This is a genomic window from Aeromonas sp. 600282, assembly GCF_049175755.1.
GTDB lineage: Bacteria > Pseudomonadota > Gammaproteobacteria > Enterobacterales > Aeromonadaceae > Aeromonas > Aeromonas veronii_A.
The window spans coordinates 56,867-72,812 of sequence record NZ_JAAKVR010000019.1 but is presented as its reverse complement, the minus strand read 5'-3'; the positions used below and the strand labels follow the sequence as shown (position 1 = coordinate 72,812).

General features: G+C 58.8%; 16 protein-coding genes. 10 read left to right on the top strand and 6 right to left on the bottom strand.

Going from position 1 to position 15,946, the window contains the following annotated elements; genetic code table 11:
- Positions 1-32 precede the first annotated feature (32 nt).
- The gene (locus G5137_RS17175) at positions 33-1,235 is read right to left on the bottom strand and encodes an acetate kinase (RefSeq protein WP_421206035.1); all 1,203 of its coding nucleotides are present in this window, start codon (positions 1,233-1,235) and stop codon (positions 33-35) included.
- A 304-nt stretch (positions 1,236-1,539) separates the two neighbouring features.
- Between G5137_RS17175 and yfbV the strand changes: the two genes are divergently transcribed.
- Positions 1,540-1,980: a terminus macrodomain insulation protein YfbV gene (yfbV, locus tag G5137_RS17170; protein ID WP_005339116.1), complete on the top strand. Its 441-nt coding sequence runs from the start codon at positions 1,540-1,542 to the stop codon at positions 1,978-1,980.
- 59 nt (positions 1,981-2,039) lie between these two features.
- Here the strand turns inward: yfbV and G5137_RS17165 are convergent, their stop codons facing one another.
- The 3 genes from G5137_RS17165 to G5137_RS17155 all read right to left on the bottom strand — a co-directional run bounded on the left by G5137_RS17165 (position 2,040) and on the right by G5137_RS17155 (position 3,726).
- Positions 2,040-2,540, bottom strand: coding sequence for a YfbU family protein (locus G5137_RS17165; protein ID WP_421206034.1), 501 nt, complete (start codon positions 2,538-2,540; stop codon positions 2,040-2,042).
- Positions 2,541-2,703: 163 nt separating this feature from the next.
- Positions 2,704-3,168 carry a thioredoxin-dependent thiol peroxidase gene (gene bcp, locus G5137_RS17160; RefSeq protein ID WP_421206033.1) on the bottom strand — a complete coding sequence of 155 codons (465 nt, stop codon included), beginning with the start codon at positions 3,166-3,168 and terminating at the stop codon, positions 2,704-2,706.
- Between the two features lie 24 nt (positions 3,169-3,192).
- Positions 3,193-3,726: a glycine cleavage system protein R gene (locus G5137_RS17155; protein WP_005349229.1), complete on the bottom strand. Its 534-nt coding sequence runs from the start codon at positions 3,724-3,726 to the stop codon at positions 3,193-3,195.
- A gap of 205 nt (positions 3,727-3,931) precedes the next feature.
- Between G5137_RS17155 and dapA the strand changes: the two genes are divergently transcribed.
- The 3 genes from dapA to G5137_RS17140 all read left to right on the top strand — a co-directional run bounded on the left by dapA (position 3,932) and on the right by G5137_RS17140 (position 7,210).
- The gene (gene dapA / locus G5137_RS17150) at positions 3,932-4,819 is read left to right on the top strand and encodes a 4-hydroxy-tetrahydrodipicolinate synthase (protein ID WP_139410839.1); all 888 of its coding nucleotides are present in this window, start codon (positions 3,932-3,934) and stop codon (positions 4,817-4,819) included.
- Positions 4,812-5,939, top strand: coding sequence for an outer membrane protein assembly factor BamC (gene bamC / locus G5137_RS17145; RefSeq protein ID WP_005349235.1), 1,128 nt, complete (start codon positions 4,812-4,814; stop codon positions 5,937-5,939). Before dapA ends, bamC begins: the two co-directional genes overlap by 8 nt.
- A 167-nt stretch (positions 5,940-6,106) precedes the next feature.
- A complete protein-coding gene (locus G5137_RS17140; RefSeq protein ID WP_254204765.1) occupies positions 6,107-7,210 on the top strand; it encodes a phosphoribosylaminoimidazolesuccinocarboxamide synthase in 1,104 nt (367 codons plus the stop codon).
- Positions 7,211-7,337: 127 nt separating this feature from the next.
- Here G5137_RS17140 and G5137_RS17135 read toward each other — a convergent pair whose 3' ends face one another.
- The gene (locus G5137_RS17135; protein WP_236372506.1) at positions 7,338-7,940 is read right to left on the bottom strand and encodes a short chain dehydrogenase; all 603 of its coding nucleotides are present in this window, start codon (positions 7,938-7,940) and stop codon (positions 7,338-7,340) included.
- A gap of 97 nt (positions 7,941-8,037) precedes the next feature.
- On the opposite strand from G5137_RS17135, the gene G5137_RS17130 reads away from it, so the two are divergent.
- The 4 genes from G5137_RS17130 to G5137_RS17115 all read left to right on the top strand — a co-directional run bounded on the left by G5137_RS17130 (position 8,038) and on the right by G5137_RS17115 (position 10,960).
- Entirely contained in the window at positions 8,038-8,937 is a 900-nt protein-coding gene (locus tag G5137_RS17130; protein WP_421206030.1) for a LysR family transcriptional regulator, read from the top strand.
- 71 nt (positions 8,938-9,008) lie between these two features.
- Positions 9,009-9,650, top strand: coding sequence for a DUF2057 domain-containing protein (locus tag G5137_RS17125; RefSeq protein ID WP_421255704.1), 642 nt, complete (start codon positions 9,009-9,011; stop codon positions 9,648-9,650).
- Between the two features lie 72 nt (positions 9,651-9,722).
- Entirely contained in the window at positions 9,723-10,169 is a 447-nt protein-coding gene (locus G5137_RS17120; protein WP_216952913.1) for an HIT domain-containing protein, read from the top strand.
- Positions 10,170-10,258: 89 nt separating this feature from the next.
- Entirely contained in the window at positions 10,259-10,960 is a 702-nt protein-coding gene (locus G5137_RS17115; protein ID WP_227341980.1) for a DUF3334 family protein, read from the top strand.
- A 67-nt stretch (positions 10,961-11,027) separates the two neighbouring features.
- On the opposite strand, the gene G5137_RS17110 is transcribed toward G5137_RS17115, so the two are convergent.
- The gene (locus tag G5137_RS17110; RefSeq protein WP_216952915.1) at positions 11,028-12,023 is read right to left on the bottom strand and encodes a DUF2860 family protein; all 996 of its coding nucleotides are present in this window, start codon (positions 12,021-12,023) and stop codon (positions 11,028-11,030) included.
- Positions 12,024-12,227: 204 nt separating this feature from the next.
- Between G5137_RS17110 and arcB the strand changes: the two genes are divergently transcribed.
- Both arcB and dgt read left to right on the top strand, forming a co-directional pair.
- Entirely contained in the window at positions 12,228-14,540 is a 2,313-nt protein-coding gene (gene arcB / locus G5137_RS17105; RefSeq protein ID WP_421206028.1) for an aerobic respiration two-component sensor histidine kinase ArcB, read from the top strand.
- A gap of 33 nt (positions 14,541-14,573) precedes the next feature.
- On the top strand, positions 14,574-15,938 hold the full coding sequence (gene dgt / locus G5137_RS17100) for a dGTPase (protein WP_421209990.1): 1,365 nt from the start codon (positions 14,574-14,576) through the stop codon (positions 15,936-15,938).
- Positions 15,939-15,946: the final 8 nt, after the last annotated feature.

Here is a 15,946-nt window from a genome sequence, read left to right as displayed (position 1 = left end):
GCCCTGTGGGCGGCCTCGAGTTACTGCGTCAATTAAGCGCCGACCAGTTCCAGCGCGTCGTGGGCGATAACCCACTCTTCGTTGGTCGGGATAACCAGGGCCTTGGTAGAACCAGCCTTGGTGATCTCGCCACCCTTGCCGAAACGAGCCTTCAGGTTGGCGTCGTGATCGACGTCAAAGCCCAGCAGACCCAGCTTGTTCAGGGTGATTTCACGGATCGGGGCGGAGTTTTCACCGATACCACCGGTGAAAACAACGGCGTCCAGACGACCGTCCATGGCGGCAGCGTAGGCGCCGATGTACTTGGCCAGGCGATAGCAGTAAACGTCCATAGCACGCTTGGCTTCTTCTTTGCTGTCGTAGTTGTCTTCAACAAAACGGCAGTCGGAGGTCACTTCAGTCAGACCCTGCAGGCCGGACTCTTTGGTCAGCATGGTGTTGATATCGGCCACGCTCATGCCAAGCTTGTCGTGCAGGAAGAAGATGATGGCCGGGTCCAGATCGCCGGAGCGGGTACCCATAACAAGGCCTTCCAGCGGGGTCAGACCCATGGAGGTATCAACGGATTTGCCGTTCTTGATGGCGCAGACGGAACCGCCGTTGCCCAGGTGGCAGTTGATGATGTTCAGCTCTTCAACCGGCTTGTTCAGCTGCTTGGCAGCTTCCAGGCTGATATAGTAGTGGCTGGTGCCGTGAGCGCCGTAGCGACGGATGCCGTTCTCTTTGTAGAGCTTGTACGGCAGGGCGTACAGGAAGGCTTCTTCCGGCATGGTCTGGTGGAACGCGGTATCGAATACGGCCACGTTCTTGTCAGCCAGCGCCGGGAATACGCGGCGAGCTTCACGGATACCGATCAGGTGAGCCGGGTTGTGCAGCGGTGCGTACGGAACGGCGGCTTCGATGCCGTCGATCACGTCGTCACAGATAACGACGGAAGAGGTGAAGCGCTCGCCGCCGTGAACAACACGGTGACCGATGGCGATCAGGTTCTTGGACAGTTCCGGATTGAGCGGCAGGATCTTGTTGACGATGAAGTCCAGCGCTTCCTGGTGAGCGGCACCCGCACCCAGATCGGCACTGCCCTTCTCGCCATTCAGTTTCCACTTGATGCGGGCGTCGTCGAGGTTGAAGCACTCGGCCAGGCCGGACAGCAGGTCATCACCGGTGGTTGCGTCAATGACGGCAAACTTCAGGGAAGAGCTGCCACAGTTAAGAACAAGAACCAGCTTACTCATGAATAAATCCTATCGCAGATTGGGTTGTGTAGGCGGATGCGTTGGACGCGGTGCGGCCAAAAACTTTCAACTTATCCTTATGAGGGTTGGCAATCTGTTGCTTGCCCCTTGTATAGTGATACAAGACCCGAAATCCAGACGTCCCTGACAGGTCAATAGCAAGAAGCTTTTGACGCAAAAATGGGCGTACAAAGGATAACCCGATTGTTGAAAAATAACAAAGTCATCCTCAACCTTTGTTACTTTGCATCAAATTTTGTCGAGGTTTTGCCGTTAGTACGTTCAAAAAGCGCTCGGAGGTAGTATGAGCATGAACATTTTTGGAACTAAGTTACAGCAAGGCCGCCATTATATGACGCTTTGGCCGCGCCGTCCCGAGCTCAATTCGATGTTTCCTGAAAATCGGGTGATCAAGGCGACCGAGTTCGCCCTCAAGGTGATCCCCGCACTGGCGGTGTTGAGCGTGATGCTGCAGTTCCAGTTTGGCGAGCTGCACTACTGGCCTTCTGTCATCACTTCCGTGCTGTTTCTGCTCAGTTTGCCGCTGCAGGGCTACTACTGGCTCGGCCAGCGTGCCGATACCCGATTGCCCCCGTCGCTGGCGAGCTGGTATCGGGAGATCAACGGCAAGATGAACGAGCAGGGTGGCCGCCGCCAGCTGGTTTCCCAGCCGCGCTATGAAGAGCTGGCCGATACCCTCAAGGCCGCCTTCCAGCAGCTCGATAAATCCTTTCTCTACGAATAACCCGTTTCAGATGCAAAAAGGCGCCAGTGGCGCCTTTTTTGTTGCGGTTGGTATGCGGATCAGGCCGCCAGCACCTTGCGGATCTCCTGGATGGAGAGCTTGTACTGACGTGGACACTGACGCCACACCTGCAGCATCCGCTGGTATTTGTCGCGCATGGCGATGTCGCTGGAGAGCTCGTCGCACGGGCACTTGAGCTCGGGGAAGCGCTTGTCCACCTCCAGCAGGAAGCAGACGTAGTCAGCCAGCTCACGCTCTTGGCTGCGGCTGTAGCCGTTGAACTCCAGCCGACTGGCGTTGATCTCGCCCTGATCGGCTACATCCAGATTGCCCCATGAGATGGCCAGTGCGTGGTGCAGCTCCAGGGTGTCGATTACCTCTTGGCAGGTCGCCAGATCCAGATGGCCGAAGCTCTTCTCCAGCTCGAGGATCTGCAGGCAGTAGCCGCGCTCGATGATGGTGCTTGCGCGCTGGTAGGCGTCCGCTTTCTCCGGATTGAGTTTCGCCAGAATTTCGTACTGGTTGCTCAGGATCAAACGCTCAGTGTTGCTCATGTTCATGGGATATCTCGCTGGAATATGATTCTTGGGTCACGTTAACCCATATATAAAATGAATTTTTTGATCTGGGCGGGGGAGTTGGTGAGAAAAATCCGTTGGCAAGGGGCGGCTGACCAGACAAAAAAGGCCTGCATGGCAGGCCTTTCAATGACGCAGGGGAGGGTTATCCCTTGAGGAAATCCAGTACCACCTGATGGTGATCGCTGGTTTTGAACTTGTCGAAGTGGTGGGCAATCTTGCCCTCTTCATCGATCAGGAAGCTCTGACGGTGAATGCCGTCATACTCTTTGCCCATGAATTTCTTCGGGCCCCAGACGCCAAAAGCATCGGCGACGGCGTGGTCTTCATCGGCCAGCAGGGTGAAGTTGAGCTGGTCCCGCTCTTCGAACTTTTTCAGCCGTTTGGCCGGATCCGGGCTGATGCCAAGCACCACCACATTGAGGGCGGCCAGCTCGGCGTTCACATCGCGCAGGCCGCAGGCCTGGGTGGTGCAGCCGGGGGTCATTGCCTTGGGATAGAAATAGACCAGCACCTTCCTGCCGCGCAGGCCAGCGAGGCTGACCTGATTACCATTCTGGTCGGGCAGGGAGAAATCGGGGGCGGGGCTGCCAGCTTGTAGTGGTTGCATGGGGTCTCCTCGGGTAAAACGCCCTCAGGCGTGTTTGCGATTGACGATAAACTCGAACGATTCGGCACCCAGTTGACGACAGAATTCGGCGAAGGCGGTTTGCGAACCTTCCACTTCACCCTCTCTGGCCAGATTGAGCTGAAAACTGATCTTCAGCAGGTTGAATGGCTGCTGCTCCAGGGTCATGGATTGCATCGCCTGAATGTTCCAGCCATGTTCGCTGAAGAACTGGGTGCACTGGCTTACGATGCCGGGCTCGTCGCGGATCAACAGGTCGGCACTGGCGCGGACGTCATACTGCAGGGACTGGTGGCGCTCGGTGCGTTTCATCATGGTGATGAGATCCCACTCCTGGCTACGCAGAGGCAGGCTGATTTCGAGTTGCATCATGCTGTTCCAGTCGCCCGAGAGCAGCATGATAAAGGTAAATTCATTGCCGAAGATGCCAAGGCGGCTGTCCACAATGTTGCAACCACAGCCACTGACGTGGCGGGTCACTTCATTGACGATGCCAGGCCTGTCCGTGCCGATGGCCGTTACGACCAGGTAGTGAGTCATAAATCTTCTCTCGTCCGTTATTTCGTTGCGAAAGCCGCGCTGGCAAGCCAACCCTCCGGCCCTGATGACCACTCCCTGAGGGACGCTGCCGACTTTCGTCCATTACTTTTTGTTCCGGATGGTATCACGGCTTGCCCCCTCTCTCCCTTGTTTTTCAAAGGGGTCAGCTTTACCATTACGCCCCTGAAAATCGGGAGAAAAGTCCATGTTACGCGGTAGTATTGTTGCGCTCGTTACCCCCATGCTGGCTTCAGGTGAAGTCGATTGGGCCAGTCTGGCCAAACTGGTCGACTATCATGTCAGCGCCGGGACCTGCGCCATTGTTGCGGTGGGTACCACAGGGGAATCGGTGACCCTGAGCGAGCAGGAGCATATCGCCGTCGTTGAAAAGACCGTTGAGTATGCCGCCGGACGCATTCCCGTCATCGCCGGTTGCGGCTCCAACAATACTGCCCATGCCATTGAATTGGCAAAGCGACTGGCCAAAACCGGCGTGGTGGCGGGTCTCTCGGTGACTCCTTACTACAACAAGCCCACTCAGGAAGGTCTCTATCGCCACTATTGTGCGATCGCCGAGGCTAGTGGTCTGCCCCAAATTCTTTATAATGTGCCCGGTCGCACCTGTTGCGATCTCAAACCGGAGACCGTGGCCCGTCTGGCCAAGGTTCCCGGCATTATCGGTTTGAAAGAGGCAACCGGCGATTTGAGCCGCACCCCGCTGCTGCGCGAGCTGTGCGGGCCGGAGTTTGCTCTCTACAGTGGCGACGATGCCACTGGTTGTGATTTTATGCTGCAAGGTGGCGATGGCGTGATTTCGGTCACCACCAATATTGCAGCGGCCCAGATGGCCGACATGTGTCGTGCTGCGCTGGCCGGTGATGCCGGGCAGGCGCATGACATCAACAATCTCTTGATGCCGTTGCACAAGACTCTGTTCTGCGAACCGAGCCCCACCCCGGTGAAATGGGCCTGTGCCCAACTGGGGTTGATTGCAACAGCCACCTTGCGCCTGCCGCTGGTTGACCTCACCCCCGAGGGCGAGCAGCTGATGGCGCGAGCACTGACCACAGCGGAGTTGATGGCGAGTGTTTAAATCTAATGGAAAGGGAAATAGAGCCCGTCTGGTGCTGAGCGTTGCGACTGTGGCCGTCTTGGCCGGTTGCAGCACCCCCCAGGATCGCAAAATGGCCAACCGCGACTTCGGTTATGAAGATGCCCGCCTCGAGGGCCGCGCGTTCTTGATCCCCGCAGGATTGAGTGCCCCCACCTTCAACAGCCAGTACGACATCCCGCCGCTGCCCGAGAGCAGCCGTGAAGGTGCCCTCGGCGCCCAGGTCGATGTGCGTCCACCCGCCCAGCTGCTGACCGTGGTACCGGGCAGTCAGGTGGTGCAGAGTGCAACCGAACCGACCGTTGCCTTCTATGCCCTGAGCACCAGCCAGAGCGTGGAGCGCGATACCTGGTCGTTCCTGATGAACTTCCTGGCCAAATACAAGGTCACCACCGAGAAGCTGGATCAGCAGGATGGCGTATTGCAGACCGGCTGGTTTGACAACACTGTTGCCCTCGATGGCTGGGGTGAAGATGACGAAGACTTCAAAATCCGTCAGCGTTACCAGTTCACCGTGCGCAACGATGCCCAGCGCCACGCCGTCAATATGTCGGTCCGGGTACTGGATCACGAAGAGACCATCGACGGCGAGACCAGCAACAAGCTGACCCCTGCCGATGCCCAGCGCTATGCCGCGCGAGTGCTGAACCAGTTCTCTCTCTATTACGACAGCCAGCTGAAAGCCCGCGAGCAGCACAAGTCCAACGATGGCATGGGTCTGCAACTGGGTCTGGACAACAACGAGCTGAGCGCCTGGATTGCCGAAGGTTCCTTTGATCAGGTGTGGCGTCGCCTTAATCAGGTACTGCCTGCTTACGGTTTCACCATCAAGGATACCCAGCAGTCTCTGGGCTGGATCGACGTCGAGTACGAAGAGCCGGGTGCCGAGTTCTGGAAGGCGAAAGGGAGCGAGCCGTTCAAACTGGAGGAGGAGAAATACCGCTTCCAGCTTGGCGAAATGGCGGGAGGCAAGACCTCCATCACCCTGTTCGACAAGGACAAGAAGCCGGTATCGTCCGGGGTTATCTCCCAGATGTATATCAGCCTGTCCGAGGCGTTCGCCAAGGGGCTGGCCGATCAGGCAGCAGCAAAAGCAGAATAAATACAGGGGCCTTGTGCCCCTGTTTTGTTATCAAAATCCCCCTGAAAACGCGGGGATTCCGAGCGGTTTTCGATGATGCGAGCCCCCTTGCCAGTCCGTTGCAAACAGAGCGCGCGGGTGAGGGACTCGCGATGTTTACCCCCCACAAACAGGAAGTGTTATTAGCCATGAGTCTTGCAGATCAAGTATTGGCGGTGAATGACGATTTGCCGATCCGTACCGATAAACCTGTCCATTCCGGCAAAGTGCGCAGCGTCTACTGGTTGACCCCCGAAGACAGTGCCCGGCTCATAAAAGAGAAAGGCTATGATGTGCCGGCCGATGCGCCCCTCGCCCTCATGGTGATCAGCGATCGCATCTCGGCCTTCGATTGCATCTGGCAAGGTGTGGATGGCCTGAACGGCGTGCCGGGCAAGGGCGCGGCGCTCAATGCTATCTCCAGCCACTGGTTCAAGCTGTTCAAGGAGAAGGGACTGGCCGACAGCCACATTCTGGATATTCCGCACCCCTTCGTCTGGATTGTGCAAAAAGCCCGTCCGGTGATGATCGAGGCGATTGCCCGCCAATACATCACCGGCTCCATGTGGCGTGCCTACAAGGATGGCGAGCGCGAGTTCTGCGGCATTACCCTGCCAGAAGGGCTCAAAAAGGATCAGAAACTGCCGGAGATCCTCATCACCCCTTCCACCAAGGGCGTGCTGACTGGGCTGGATGGCGTGCCGGAAGCTGATGACGTCAACGTCTCCCGTGCCGATATCGAGCGCCATTATAAGGGCTTCAACTTCAGCAAGCCGGCTGACATCGACCGCTACGAAGTGCTGCTCAAAGAGGGCTTCAACGTTATCAGCGACGCGCTGGCCGGGCTGGATCAGATCTTCGTCGATACCAAGTTCGAGTTTGGTTACGTCCACGATGCCGCCGGCAACGAGAAGCTGATCTACATGGATGAAGTGGGCACCCCCGACAGCTCCCGTATCTGGGATGGCGCGGCCCTGCGCGACGGTCAGATTGTCGAGAAGTCCAAAGAGGGTTTCCGTCAGTGGCTGCTCAACCACTTCCCGGATCCGGACATCCTGCTCAACAAGAACCGCATGCCGGAACGTTTTGCCCTGGCCCGCGACAACAAGCTGCCGACCGAAGTGATGATGGATATCTCCAACACCTATGTCGGGATCGCCGAGAAGATCATCGGCCACAAGCTGGCGCGTTCTGCCAATCCCAAGCTGGAGATCATCGAGGTGCTGCGCGATCAGTACGGTCTGATCGACTAAGGGTTGCGCTCTTTTTTGTCGCCTAGAAACAAACGTTTACCGGTGGCGATGGAGAGAGGCAGAGAAACAGACGGGCCCCGCTATGGGGCCCGTTTTTATTGCTGGTCTGGCGGCAAGCGAGCGGCGATCAGCCGTTGACCCTGAACACCTGACCTGTCTGGATGCCCAGCACCGACTTCTTGTAAGCCTGCGCCACCTTGGCGGCGGGCACCGGCACGAACCCCGGGAAGAAGTCGGCGTATTTGTCCATCGACTCCGCCAGCACGGTGGGGCTCACCACGTTGATGCGAAGGCCCCTTGGCAGCTCGCAGGCGGCCGCTTTCACAAAGTGATCGATGGCGCCATTGACTGTGCTGGCGCTCACGCCCCAGTTGATCGGCTCCTCGCTCAGAATACCGCTGATCAAAGTGATGGAACCCTTGTCAGTCAGATAGGGAATGGCGGCTCGGGTCAGGTTGATCTGGCCCATCAGCTTGCTCTCCAGTCCCACCTGCCACTGTTCGTCGGTCATCTCGGTCAGGCCGTTGAAGGCCACGCTGCCGCTGGCGACAACCAGTGCATCAAACTGGCCCACTTGGGCAAACAGCGCCTTGATGGAGGCGGGATCGCACATGTCGACCGTGGCATCACCACGGCTGTGGCCGACCCGGATCACCTGATGATCTTTGGCAAGCAGTTCACTGACCGCGGAGCCGACGGTGCCGGAGGCACCCACAATCACAATTTTCATCTGCATCACTCCTGGTTGGGATGTATCGATTCTAGCGCAACAGAAAATGCGAAAAAGCGCGTAAAATAAACCCATTGTTTCCATATTGGAGCTAATGATGGATATCGCCCATCTGGCCAGCTTTTACGAGGTGGTGCTGCGCGGCAGTTTCTCGGCTGCGGCCGATACGCTTGGGGTCAGCAAGGGGATGCTGAGCCGCCATGTCAGCGCGCTGGAGTCCTCCCTCAATGCGCAACTGTTGCAGCGCACCACCCGCCGGCTCAGTCTGACCGAGGCGGGGAAGACCCTCTATCAGCAGGCGGGGGAGATCTTCGCGCTGGCTCGGCAGGCGGAGCAGGATATTCAGGCGCTGACCGAAGAGGATTGCGGACGACTGCGTTTTACCTGCCCGGTCAGCACCGGCGATCGGATGGTGAGCGAGCTGCTGACCAGCTTTGCCGCGCTCTGCCCGGGAGTGGAGGTGGAGCTCAACTTCACCAACCAGATGGTCGACATGAGTCAGGGAGAGAACGACATCGCCCTGCGCGCCATGAGCGAAGTGCCGGATAATCTGGTGGCCCTGCCGCTGGGGCGGCTCAAGGATGTGGTGGTGGCGAGCCCCGCACTGGTGGCGCGAGAGGGGCGTCCCGCCACTCCCTATGAGCTGAGCGGGCGCAGCTGCCTGTTGCAGGGGCACAATCCGGCCTGGGAGCAGTGGCACTTTATCCATGAGGGGGAAGAGGCACACATTCTGGTGCAGGGCAAGGTGCGGGCCAACCACTACAGCACAGTGTTGCAACTGGCGCGCGCTGGTATGGGCTATGCCAAGTGCCCGCTGATGCTGGTGGAATCGCTGCTGATGGCGGGGGAGCTGGTGACCGTGCTTGACGAGTGGCAGAGCGGTCTGCATCAGCTTCATGTGCTGCATGCCCAGCAGCGGCGGGTACCGCGCAAGATCCGGCTGTTCAAGCAAGTGCTGGCCCAGTGGTTTGCCGAGCGACCCAACTACCTGCTCTGAGCGGCGTTATTTTTCTGTCATCTTCGGCTGCTACCCTGCGCCCATCATCGGCATCAGGAAGATCAGCGGGAATGAAGAGCAATAGAGGGTTGACCGGGTTTGTGCTGCTCTGTGCAGGCTTGGGGGCTGGCAGTGCGCAGGCCATGGTGGAAGTGAAGGTGCCGGAGAATTTCCGCATCCTCGCGGTGAGCAACGGCACCTTGCAGGATGAGCAGCATGCCACCCTGGCGGATGGCGAACAGCAACTGTTGGTGCGCTTCGAGGGGGTGATCCCCAGTCGCAGCAGCAGCGAGAATGATCGGCAGGTACGCTCCGAGCCACAGGTGGTGCGCTATAAGGGCAGCAATCAGCATTTGCAGCTGACGGCCAGCGTACCGGCCGATGAGCGGGGGATGCAGGCGTATGCAAAGGCTCCTGTGGTGGCGTTGCAGGAGAATGGTCGCGCGCTGGCTATCCAGCAGGATGCGCTGGTGACCAGTGGTATGCTGCTTGGGGTGGATTGGAATGGCAAACTGGCTGAATACAACCGCAGCGGTGGCAAGGCGGCGCTGACGGCAGTCGCTGTTGCTGCGCCGCCAGTGGCTATGCCCGCCAGCGGGGCGCAACCCGGTGTGGCTGCCAGCGAGCTGGAAGGGCAGTTGCAGCAGTTGTTCCTCCGGGCCGATCCGGCTTTGCGCAAGCGCTTTATCGGTTGGGCCGTGCCACAGCTTTAAGTTTTTCGCCCGTTGCAGTAACGTGGGCCCTCCCTTTTGGATGCCCTCTTCATCTTACTCAACGAGGTGTTCATGTTTGAACTGCATTCACGCCTGCAGGCGGATACCTGCTGGCTTGGCGATCTACCGCTCTGTCGCGCCCTGCTGGCCAAAGACAGTCAATACCCCTGGCTGATTCTGGTGCCGCGAGTGGCCAACCTGCGCGAGATCCACCATCTGGCACCGGAGCAGCAGCAACAGCTGATGCAGGAGTCCTGCGCCGTCGCCGCCCTGATGGAGCAGGCCCTCAGTCCGGACAAGATCAACATAGGGGCGCTGGGCAATCTGGTGCCACAGCTGCACATTCACCATGTCGCACGTTTCGCCACCGATGCTGCCTGGCCCGGCCCCATCTGGGGGGCTCATCCGATCGTGCCTTATGAGCCACAGGTGCTGGCGCAGCAGGCCGACAGATGGCGTGACCGGCTCGCCAAGCTGAGCGGTTTTACCCCTGCGGCTGCTGATAACGGCGTCAACTGAGAGGCGTGTCGCTATTTCAGTCTTCGGGCCGCGCCATCTGTTAGAGTTATGGTATAGATAAGCCCATTCTCGATGTTCAGGAAGGTCCCATGATAGTGACAAGAGCCGATGATGACGTCGTGTTGACGACTGAGGATGTACTGCTCAGCCTGTGCAACTCGGTGACCGATGTGTTGAGTGCCGCGACCATGAGTCAGGTGCGGTTTTCCGGCATGGTGCAGCGGATCAGCAAGACCTGCCTCAAGCCGGATATCGGCTGCTTCGTGCTGTTCGATGGCGGTTTTTCCGGTCTGGTGGTGATCAACTTCTCCGCCGCTGCCGCCATGGAGTTGTACGAGAGCTACATGCTGAGCATGGGGCTCTCCAAGGAGGATCTCGCCATCTCCCATACCTCTGACGAGGTGAGCAACGTGATGGGCGAACTGATGAACCAGATCGTTGGCAGCTTTACCGTCAAGGTGGGCCGGGATTTGCAGACTCACATTACCCAGAACCAGCCGAAGATGCTGGCCCTCAACAAGCAGGTGATGCTGAGCGTCGATACCAATCTTGACAGTCCGGAGTCCCGCCGCGTCACTTTCTTCACCGCCCGCAACAACATCTTCTATCTGGAGCTGGCGATGGACAAGACCGAGTTTATTCGCATTCACAATGAGGGAATGGAGCACGAGGAGCTGGATCCTGACGCCCTGATCGCCCAGGCCAAGCAGGATGCCGCCAAGCCGGCCCCGGCAGCCGCTGCGCCAGCCAGTAATGATCACGATGATCTGCTCGACTCTTTGGGTATTTGAGGCAAATGCCGGATAGCAACAAGGCCACCTTCGGGTGGCCTTGTTGTATCGGTGCTCACAACCGTTATTAGAAGTTGTAGAGCAGGCCGGTGTTGAACATCACCGATTCAGAATCGTAGAAGTTGATGTCGGAATCGGACTTGGCGTAGCCAGCGGTAAAGGTTGCCGAGAGCGGTGCAATACCGAACAGGCGGTGCCAGAAGAAGGTACCGGTCAGGGCAAACTCGTCGGAGTCGGCTTTTTTGTTACCAAAGTCAGGGATTGGGTTGGCTTCATCATATTTGGTCTGACCCAGATAGAGGTTGCTGACGAAGGACCACTGGGATGCCCGCTTGCCGTAGGTCAACTGGAGGCCGTTGCTCTTGTAGCTCTGGGCGCTGCCGTCCAGGTCAGCCTGACGGTGGATGAAAGCCGGCTCCAGCACCTGACCGGCTGCCAGCTGCCATTTGTAGGAGAGGTCGAGGGCGTGGATCTTGCCGTTGCGATCCAGCTTGGCCGCCGTGTCGGCACCATACTGGCTGCCACTGCGCTCTTCATCGACTTCGATGTTGCGGGTGGTCAGGCTGCCGAAGAAGTTGCTGCCCCAGATATTGTCCCAGGCGAAGCGCACCCCTTTTGACTTGATATCGGTCGACTGGCGATCGACGCTTACGGCGAAGGGATCGCTCCACTGCTCGGTTGGCATGGCATTGAAGACCACGGAGCCGGCCACTGTGCCCTTGTTGCTCATCTCCTGGCGGATACCGAGTTGCTGGGTGAAGTCGAAACGGATGGCATCCTGGATCAGGTTACCGAGGAAGACCTGGGTGCGGGTATCGGCAAAGGTGTAACGGATATCTGCGTTGAGCAGCGGGGCGACGGCGGAGCTGCTCTCTGCACTGCCCAGTCCGCTCAGTCGACGATTTTCGTCGTCACCGCTGTAAAAGTTGGATTCGTAATTGATGACGTTGACGCCGCCAAGCAGGAAACCGGACCAGCCCGATTCGTTGGGAATGGTTCCCAAATCCGCATATGCACTATTTGCGACCAGCAGGCCCAGACCAAGCAGGGTAGTGTTGCGCATCAGATAACTCCTAAATTAAACGCGTTTAAATTACCAGGTGGGCGATTATAGGGGGCCACCCTTAATGGCAACTGACAGAATTTCATCAAATATCCTAACTCACTCATTTCACTAGGCGAATCGTTAATTAATTGTGCGAGATAAGAAGAGTTCAATTCTCTGTGCTGGTATTCTGTTCGCGGATATGGGGGAGAAAATAACAAGATGAAGCAGATTAAATCCTGGGCACAATATTACGTCGATCTGATGACCAAGCTGGGACTGGTGCGCTTCAGCATGTTTCTGGCGGCTGGCATCATAGTGCTGGCTGTCGCCATCCAGATGGGGGTGACCCTGTTCCTGCGCGGCAATATTGATGTGATCGACTTCGTGCGCTCGGTCTTCTTTGGCCTGCTGGTGACCCCCTGGGCGGTCTATTTTCTCTCCATCGTGGTGGATCAGCTGGAGGATTCCCGTCAGCGATTGAGCCGGATGGTGCGCAAGCTGCAGGATATGCGCGAGCGGGATCTGGAGCTCAACAGTCAGTTGCAGGAGAACATCAGTCGCCTCAATGCCCAGATTGCCGAGACCAACCGGGCCGAGGCACTGCGTCTGCAGGCCATCGAGGATCTCGAGAACGAGGTGTTCCAGCGGGAGAAAGCCCAGCTTCATCTGGGGGAGCGTACCGCTCTGCTGCGCTCCTTTATCGACTGTTCCCCGGATCTGGTCTACTACCGCAATGAGGATGAGCAGTTCTCCGGTTGCAACCGCGCCATGGAGGAGCTGACCGGCAAGGCGGAGAGCGAGCTGATTGGCCTCACACCTTTCGATGTCTACAAGCAGGAGATCGCCAACAAGGTGGTGGAGACCGACAAGCAGGTCTTTGCCAGCAACGAGCCGCTCACCTACGAGCAGTGGCTGGAGTATCCCGATGGCCGTAAAGCCTACTTCGAGCTGCGCAAGGTGCCCTTCTTCGACCGCTTCGGCAAGCGACTCGGCCTGCTCGGTTTTGGCCGCGACATCACCGAGCGCAAGCAGTATCAGGACAAGCTGGAGAAGGCGAGCCGCGACAAGACCACCTTTATCTCCACCATCAGCCACGAGTTGCGCACCCCGCTCAACGGCATTGTAGGGTTGAGCCGGATGCTGATGGATACCCCGCTCGACCCGAGCCAGCGCCAGCAGCTCAAGACCATTCACTTAAGTGCGGTCACCCTCGGCAACATCTTCAACGACATCATCGATCTCGACAAACTCGATCGGCGTCGGCTTGAGATCGCACCAACCCGGATCGACCTGCCTGCCTTCCTCGACGAGCTGGAGACGCTGTCGCGTATTCAGGCGGAGCAGAAGGGGCTCTATCTGCACTTTGATCGCGATGGCGACATGCCGCAGTTCGTGATGGCGGATGGCACCCGACTGCGTCAGGTGCTGTGGAATCTGGTGGGCAATGCGGTCAAGTTTACCGATGAGGGGGGGGTCACCGTGCGTTGCCTCTCCCATCCTGCCGACGAGCCGGGCAAGCTGGCCCTGCACTTTGAGGTGGAGGATACCGGCATCGGTATCCCGCGCGCCCAGCAGGAGAAGATCTTCGCCATGTACTATCAGGTGCAGGGCAAGAAGCACGCCACCGGCACCGGCATTGGCCTCGCGGTCTCCCGTCAGCTGGTGCAGGCGATGGGCGGCCAGCTCTATGTGGACAGCGATCCGGGCGAAGGTTCCTGCTTCACTGCCGAATTGGAAGTGGCTTGCGCCGAGCCTGTGTTGCCAGAGCAGGAGGAGGAGATGCCTTCCCTCGATATCCTGCTGGTGGAGGATGTGGAGCTTAACGTGACGGTGGCCTGCGCCTTGCTCAACAAGCTGGGTCATCAGGTGCAGGTGGCACGGGACGGCACCCAGGCGTTGGCGATGGCCAACCCGGATGATTTCGACCTCATTTTGCTCGATATCCAGCTGCCGGACATGACCGGCTTCGATGTGGCGAAAACCCTGCTGGAGCGTTATGGCGACAGCCTGCCACCCATGGTGGCACTCACCGCCAACTCAACCGGCGATCGCCAGTACTACCGGGATCACGGCATGCAGGATGTCATTAACAAGCCGCTTGGCTCCAAAGCGGTGCGGGAGGTGATTGGTCACCTGTTTGCCGATCTGGCCGAGGATGAAGCGGACGAGCAAGCTGATGCGGGCAATCAGGATGCCCTGCTGGATATTCCCTTCCTCACTGATTATGCCGATACGGTGGGCAAGCCGGTGCTGCTCTCCAGCGTCGAGCTGTTCGAGAAGATGATGCCGGACTACATGGCGGTGCTCGACTCCAACATGATCGCCCGGGATCAGGCGGGGGTGGTGGAGGAGGCACACAAGATAAAAGGGGCGGCAGGCTCCATTGGCCTGCGCCGATTGCAGCAGACGGCCCAGCTGATCCAGAGCCCGGATCATCCCGCCTGGTGGGAAAACGTGGAAGACTGGATTGAGACGCTGCGCCGCGAATATCCGGGCGATATCGCCCGTCTGCGGCGCTGGTTGCTGTCTTGAGTCTGATGGAAGTTGCTGGCAAGGAGCTGCGAGATGTATAGCCGTTTGATTACCCCCGCGCGCATCCACCCTTGGGGGAATGAGGAGCTGCTGGAGGCGACCGAGCAGGATCGCGCCCGTATCGTGCAGGCCGCGCCGGTGCGTCGGTTGCAGCAGAAGACCCAGGTCTTTCCGCTCGATGTGAAGGCCTCGGTGCGCAGCCGTCTCACCCACTCGCTGGAGGTGCAGGAGACCGGCCGCCAGATCAGCCGCCGCATTCTGGCTGCCTTGCCAGCAGGCACGGTCTGCGAAGGGGCTTTTATCAATCTGGTGGAGATGTCCTGCCTGCTTCATGACGTGGGCAACCCGCCGTTTGGCCACTTTGGCGAGCAGGTGATGAGCCAGTGGCTCGGCGAGATGCTCGATCCCCTCTATCAGCAGGCGCTGGCGCAGCCACCTTCGGCCCAGTGGGCTGAATTGCGTCAGGATCTGCAACTGTTTGATGGCAACGCCCAGAGTCTGCGGCTGGTGCACAGCTTGCACGAGCTCAACCTGACACTCGGACAACTGGCGGCGCTCTGCAAATACCCGCAGCAGCCGCAACCCGGGGTGAGCTATGGCCAGCATCATGGCTGGAGCAGCAAGCGGGGCATCTTCTTCAGTGAGCAGCCGCTCTACCGCGCCCTCGGTCAGAGCCTGGGTCTGGCCCCCGGCTGCCGTCATCCGCTGGTTTACATCATGGAGGCGGCCGATGACATCTCCTACTGCATCGCCGATCTGGAAGATGCGGTAGATCGGCGGATCCTGACTCAGGGTGAACTGCTGGCGGCGCTGCGAGCTGCTGACCAGAGTGACTACATGGGCACCTTGCTGGATGAGGCGCTGGCTTCTGGTCGGGGCTTTTTCCCCCATTTTCGCCAGCAGCTGACCCGGGATCTGGTGGCGTTGGCGGCGCAGAGCTATGTCAGCGAACATCAGGCCATTTTGCAGGGATCCTATCCGCAAGCGCTGCTGCACGGTCAGGCGCCGGCGGCGCGGGTGCTCGATATCCTCAAGCGGGTGGCCCGTGAGCTGGTCTTTATGCGCCCCGAGGTGGAAGCGCTTGAGCTGGAGGGGTATGCGGCGCTGCGCGGGGTGCTGACCAGTTATGCCTGCCTGTTGTCGCTGCCAGCGCCACAGTTTGCCCGTCTGCTGGCCGGGGAGGGGAGTCAGACGCTTTTCTTTGCGCGCCGCCTCTATCACCGTCTCTCGGCCCGCCATCTCAAGGCCTATCGATTGGCGATCGCCACCCCGGATCCGCGCTTTGCCTGCCAGAACGAGCAGGAGTGGTATTACCGGGTGCGGCTGCTGCTCGATTATGTCAGCGGCATGACGGATACCTATGTACTGGAAGAGTACCGGCTACTCTCGGGGATCTGATGCCCCAG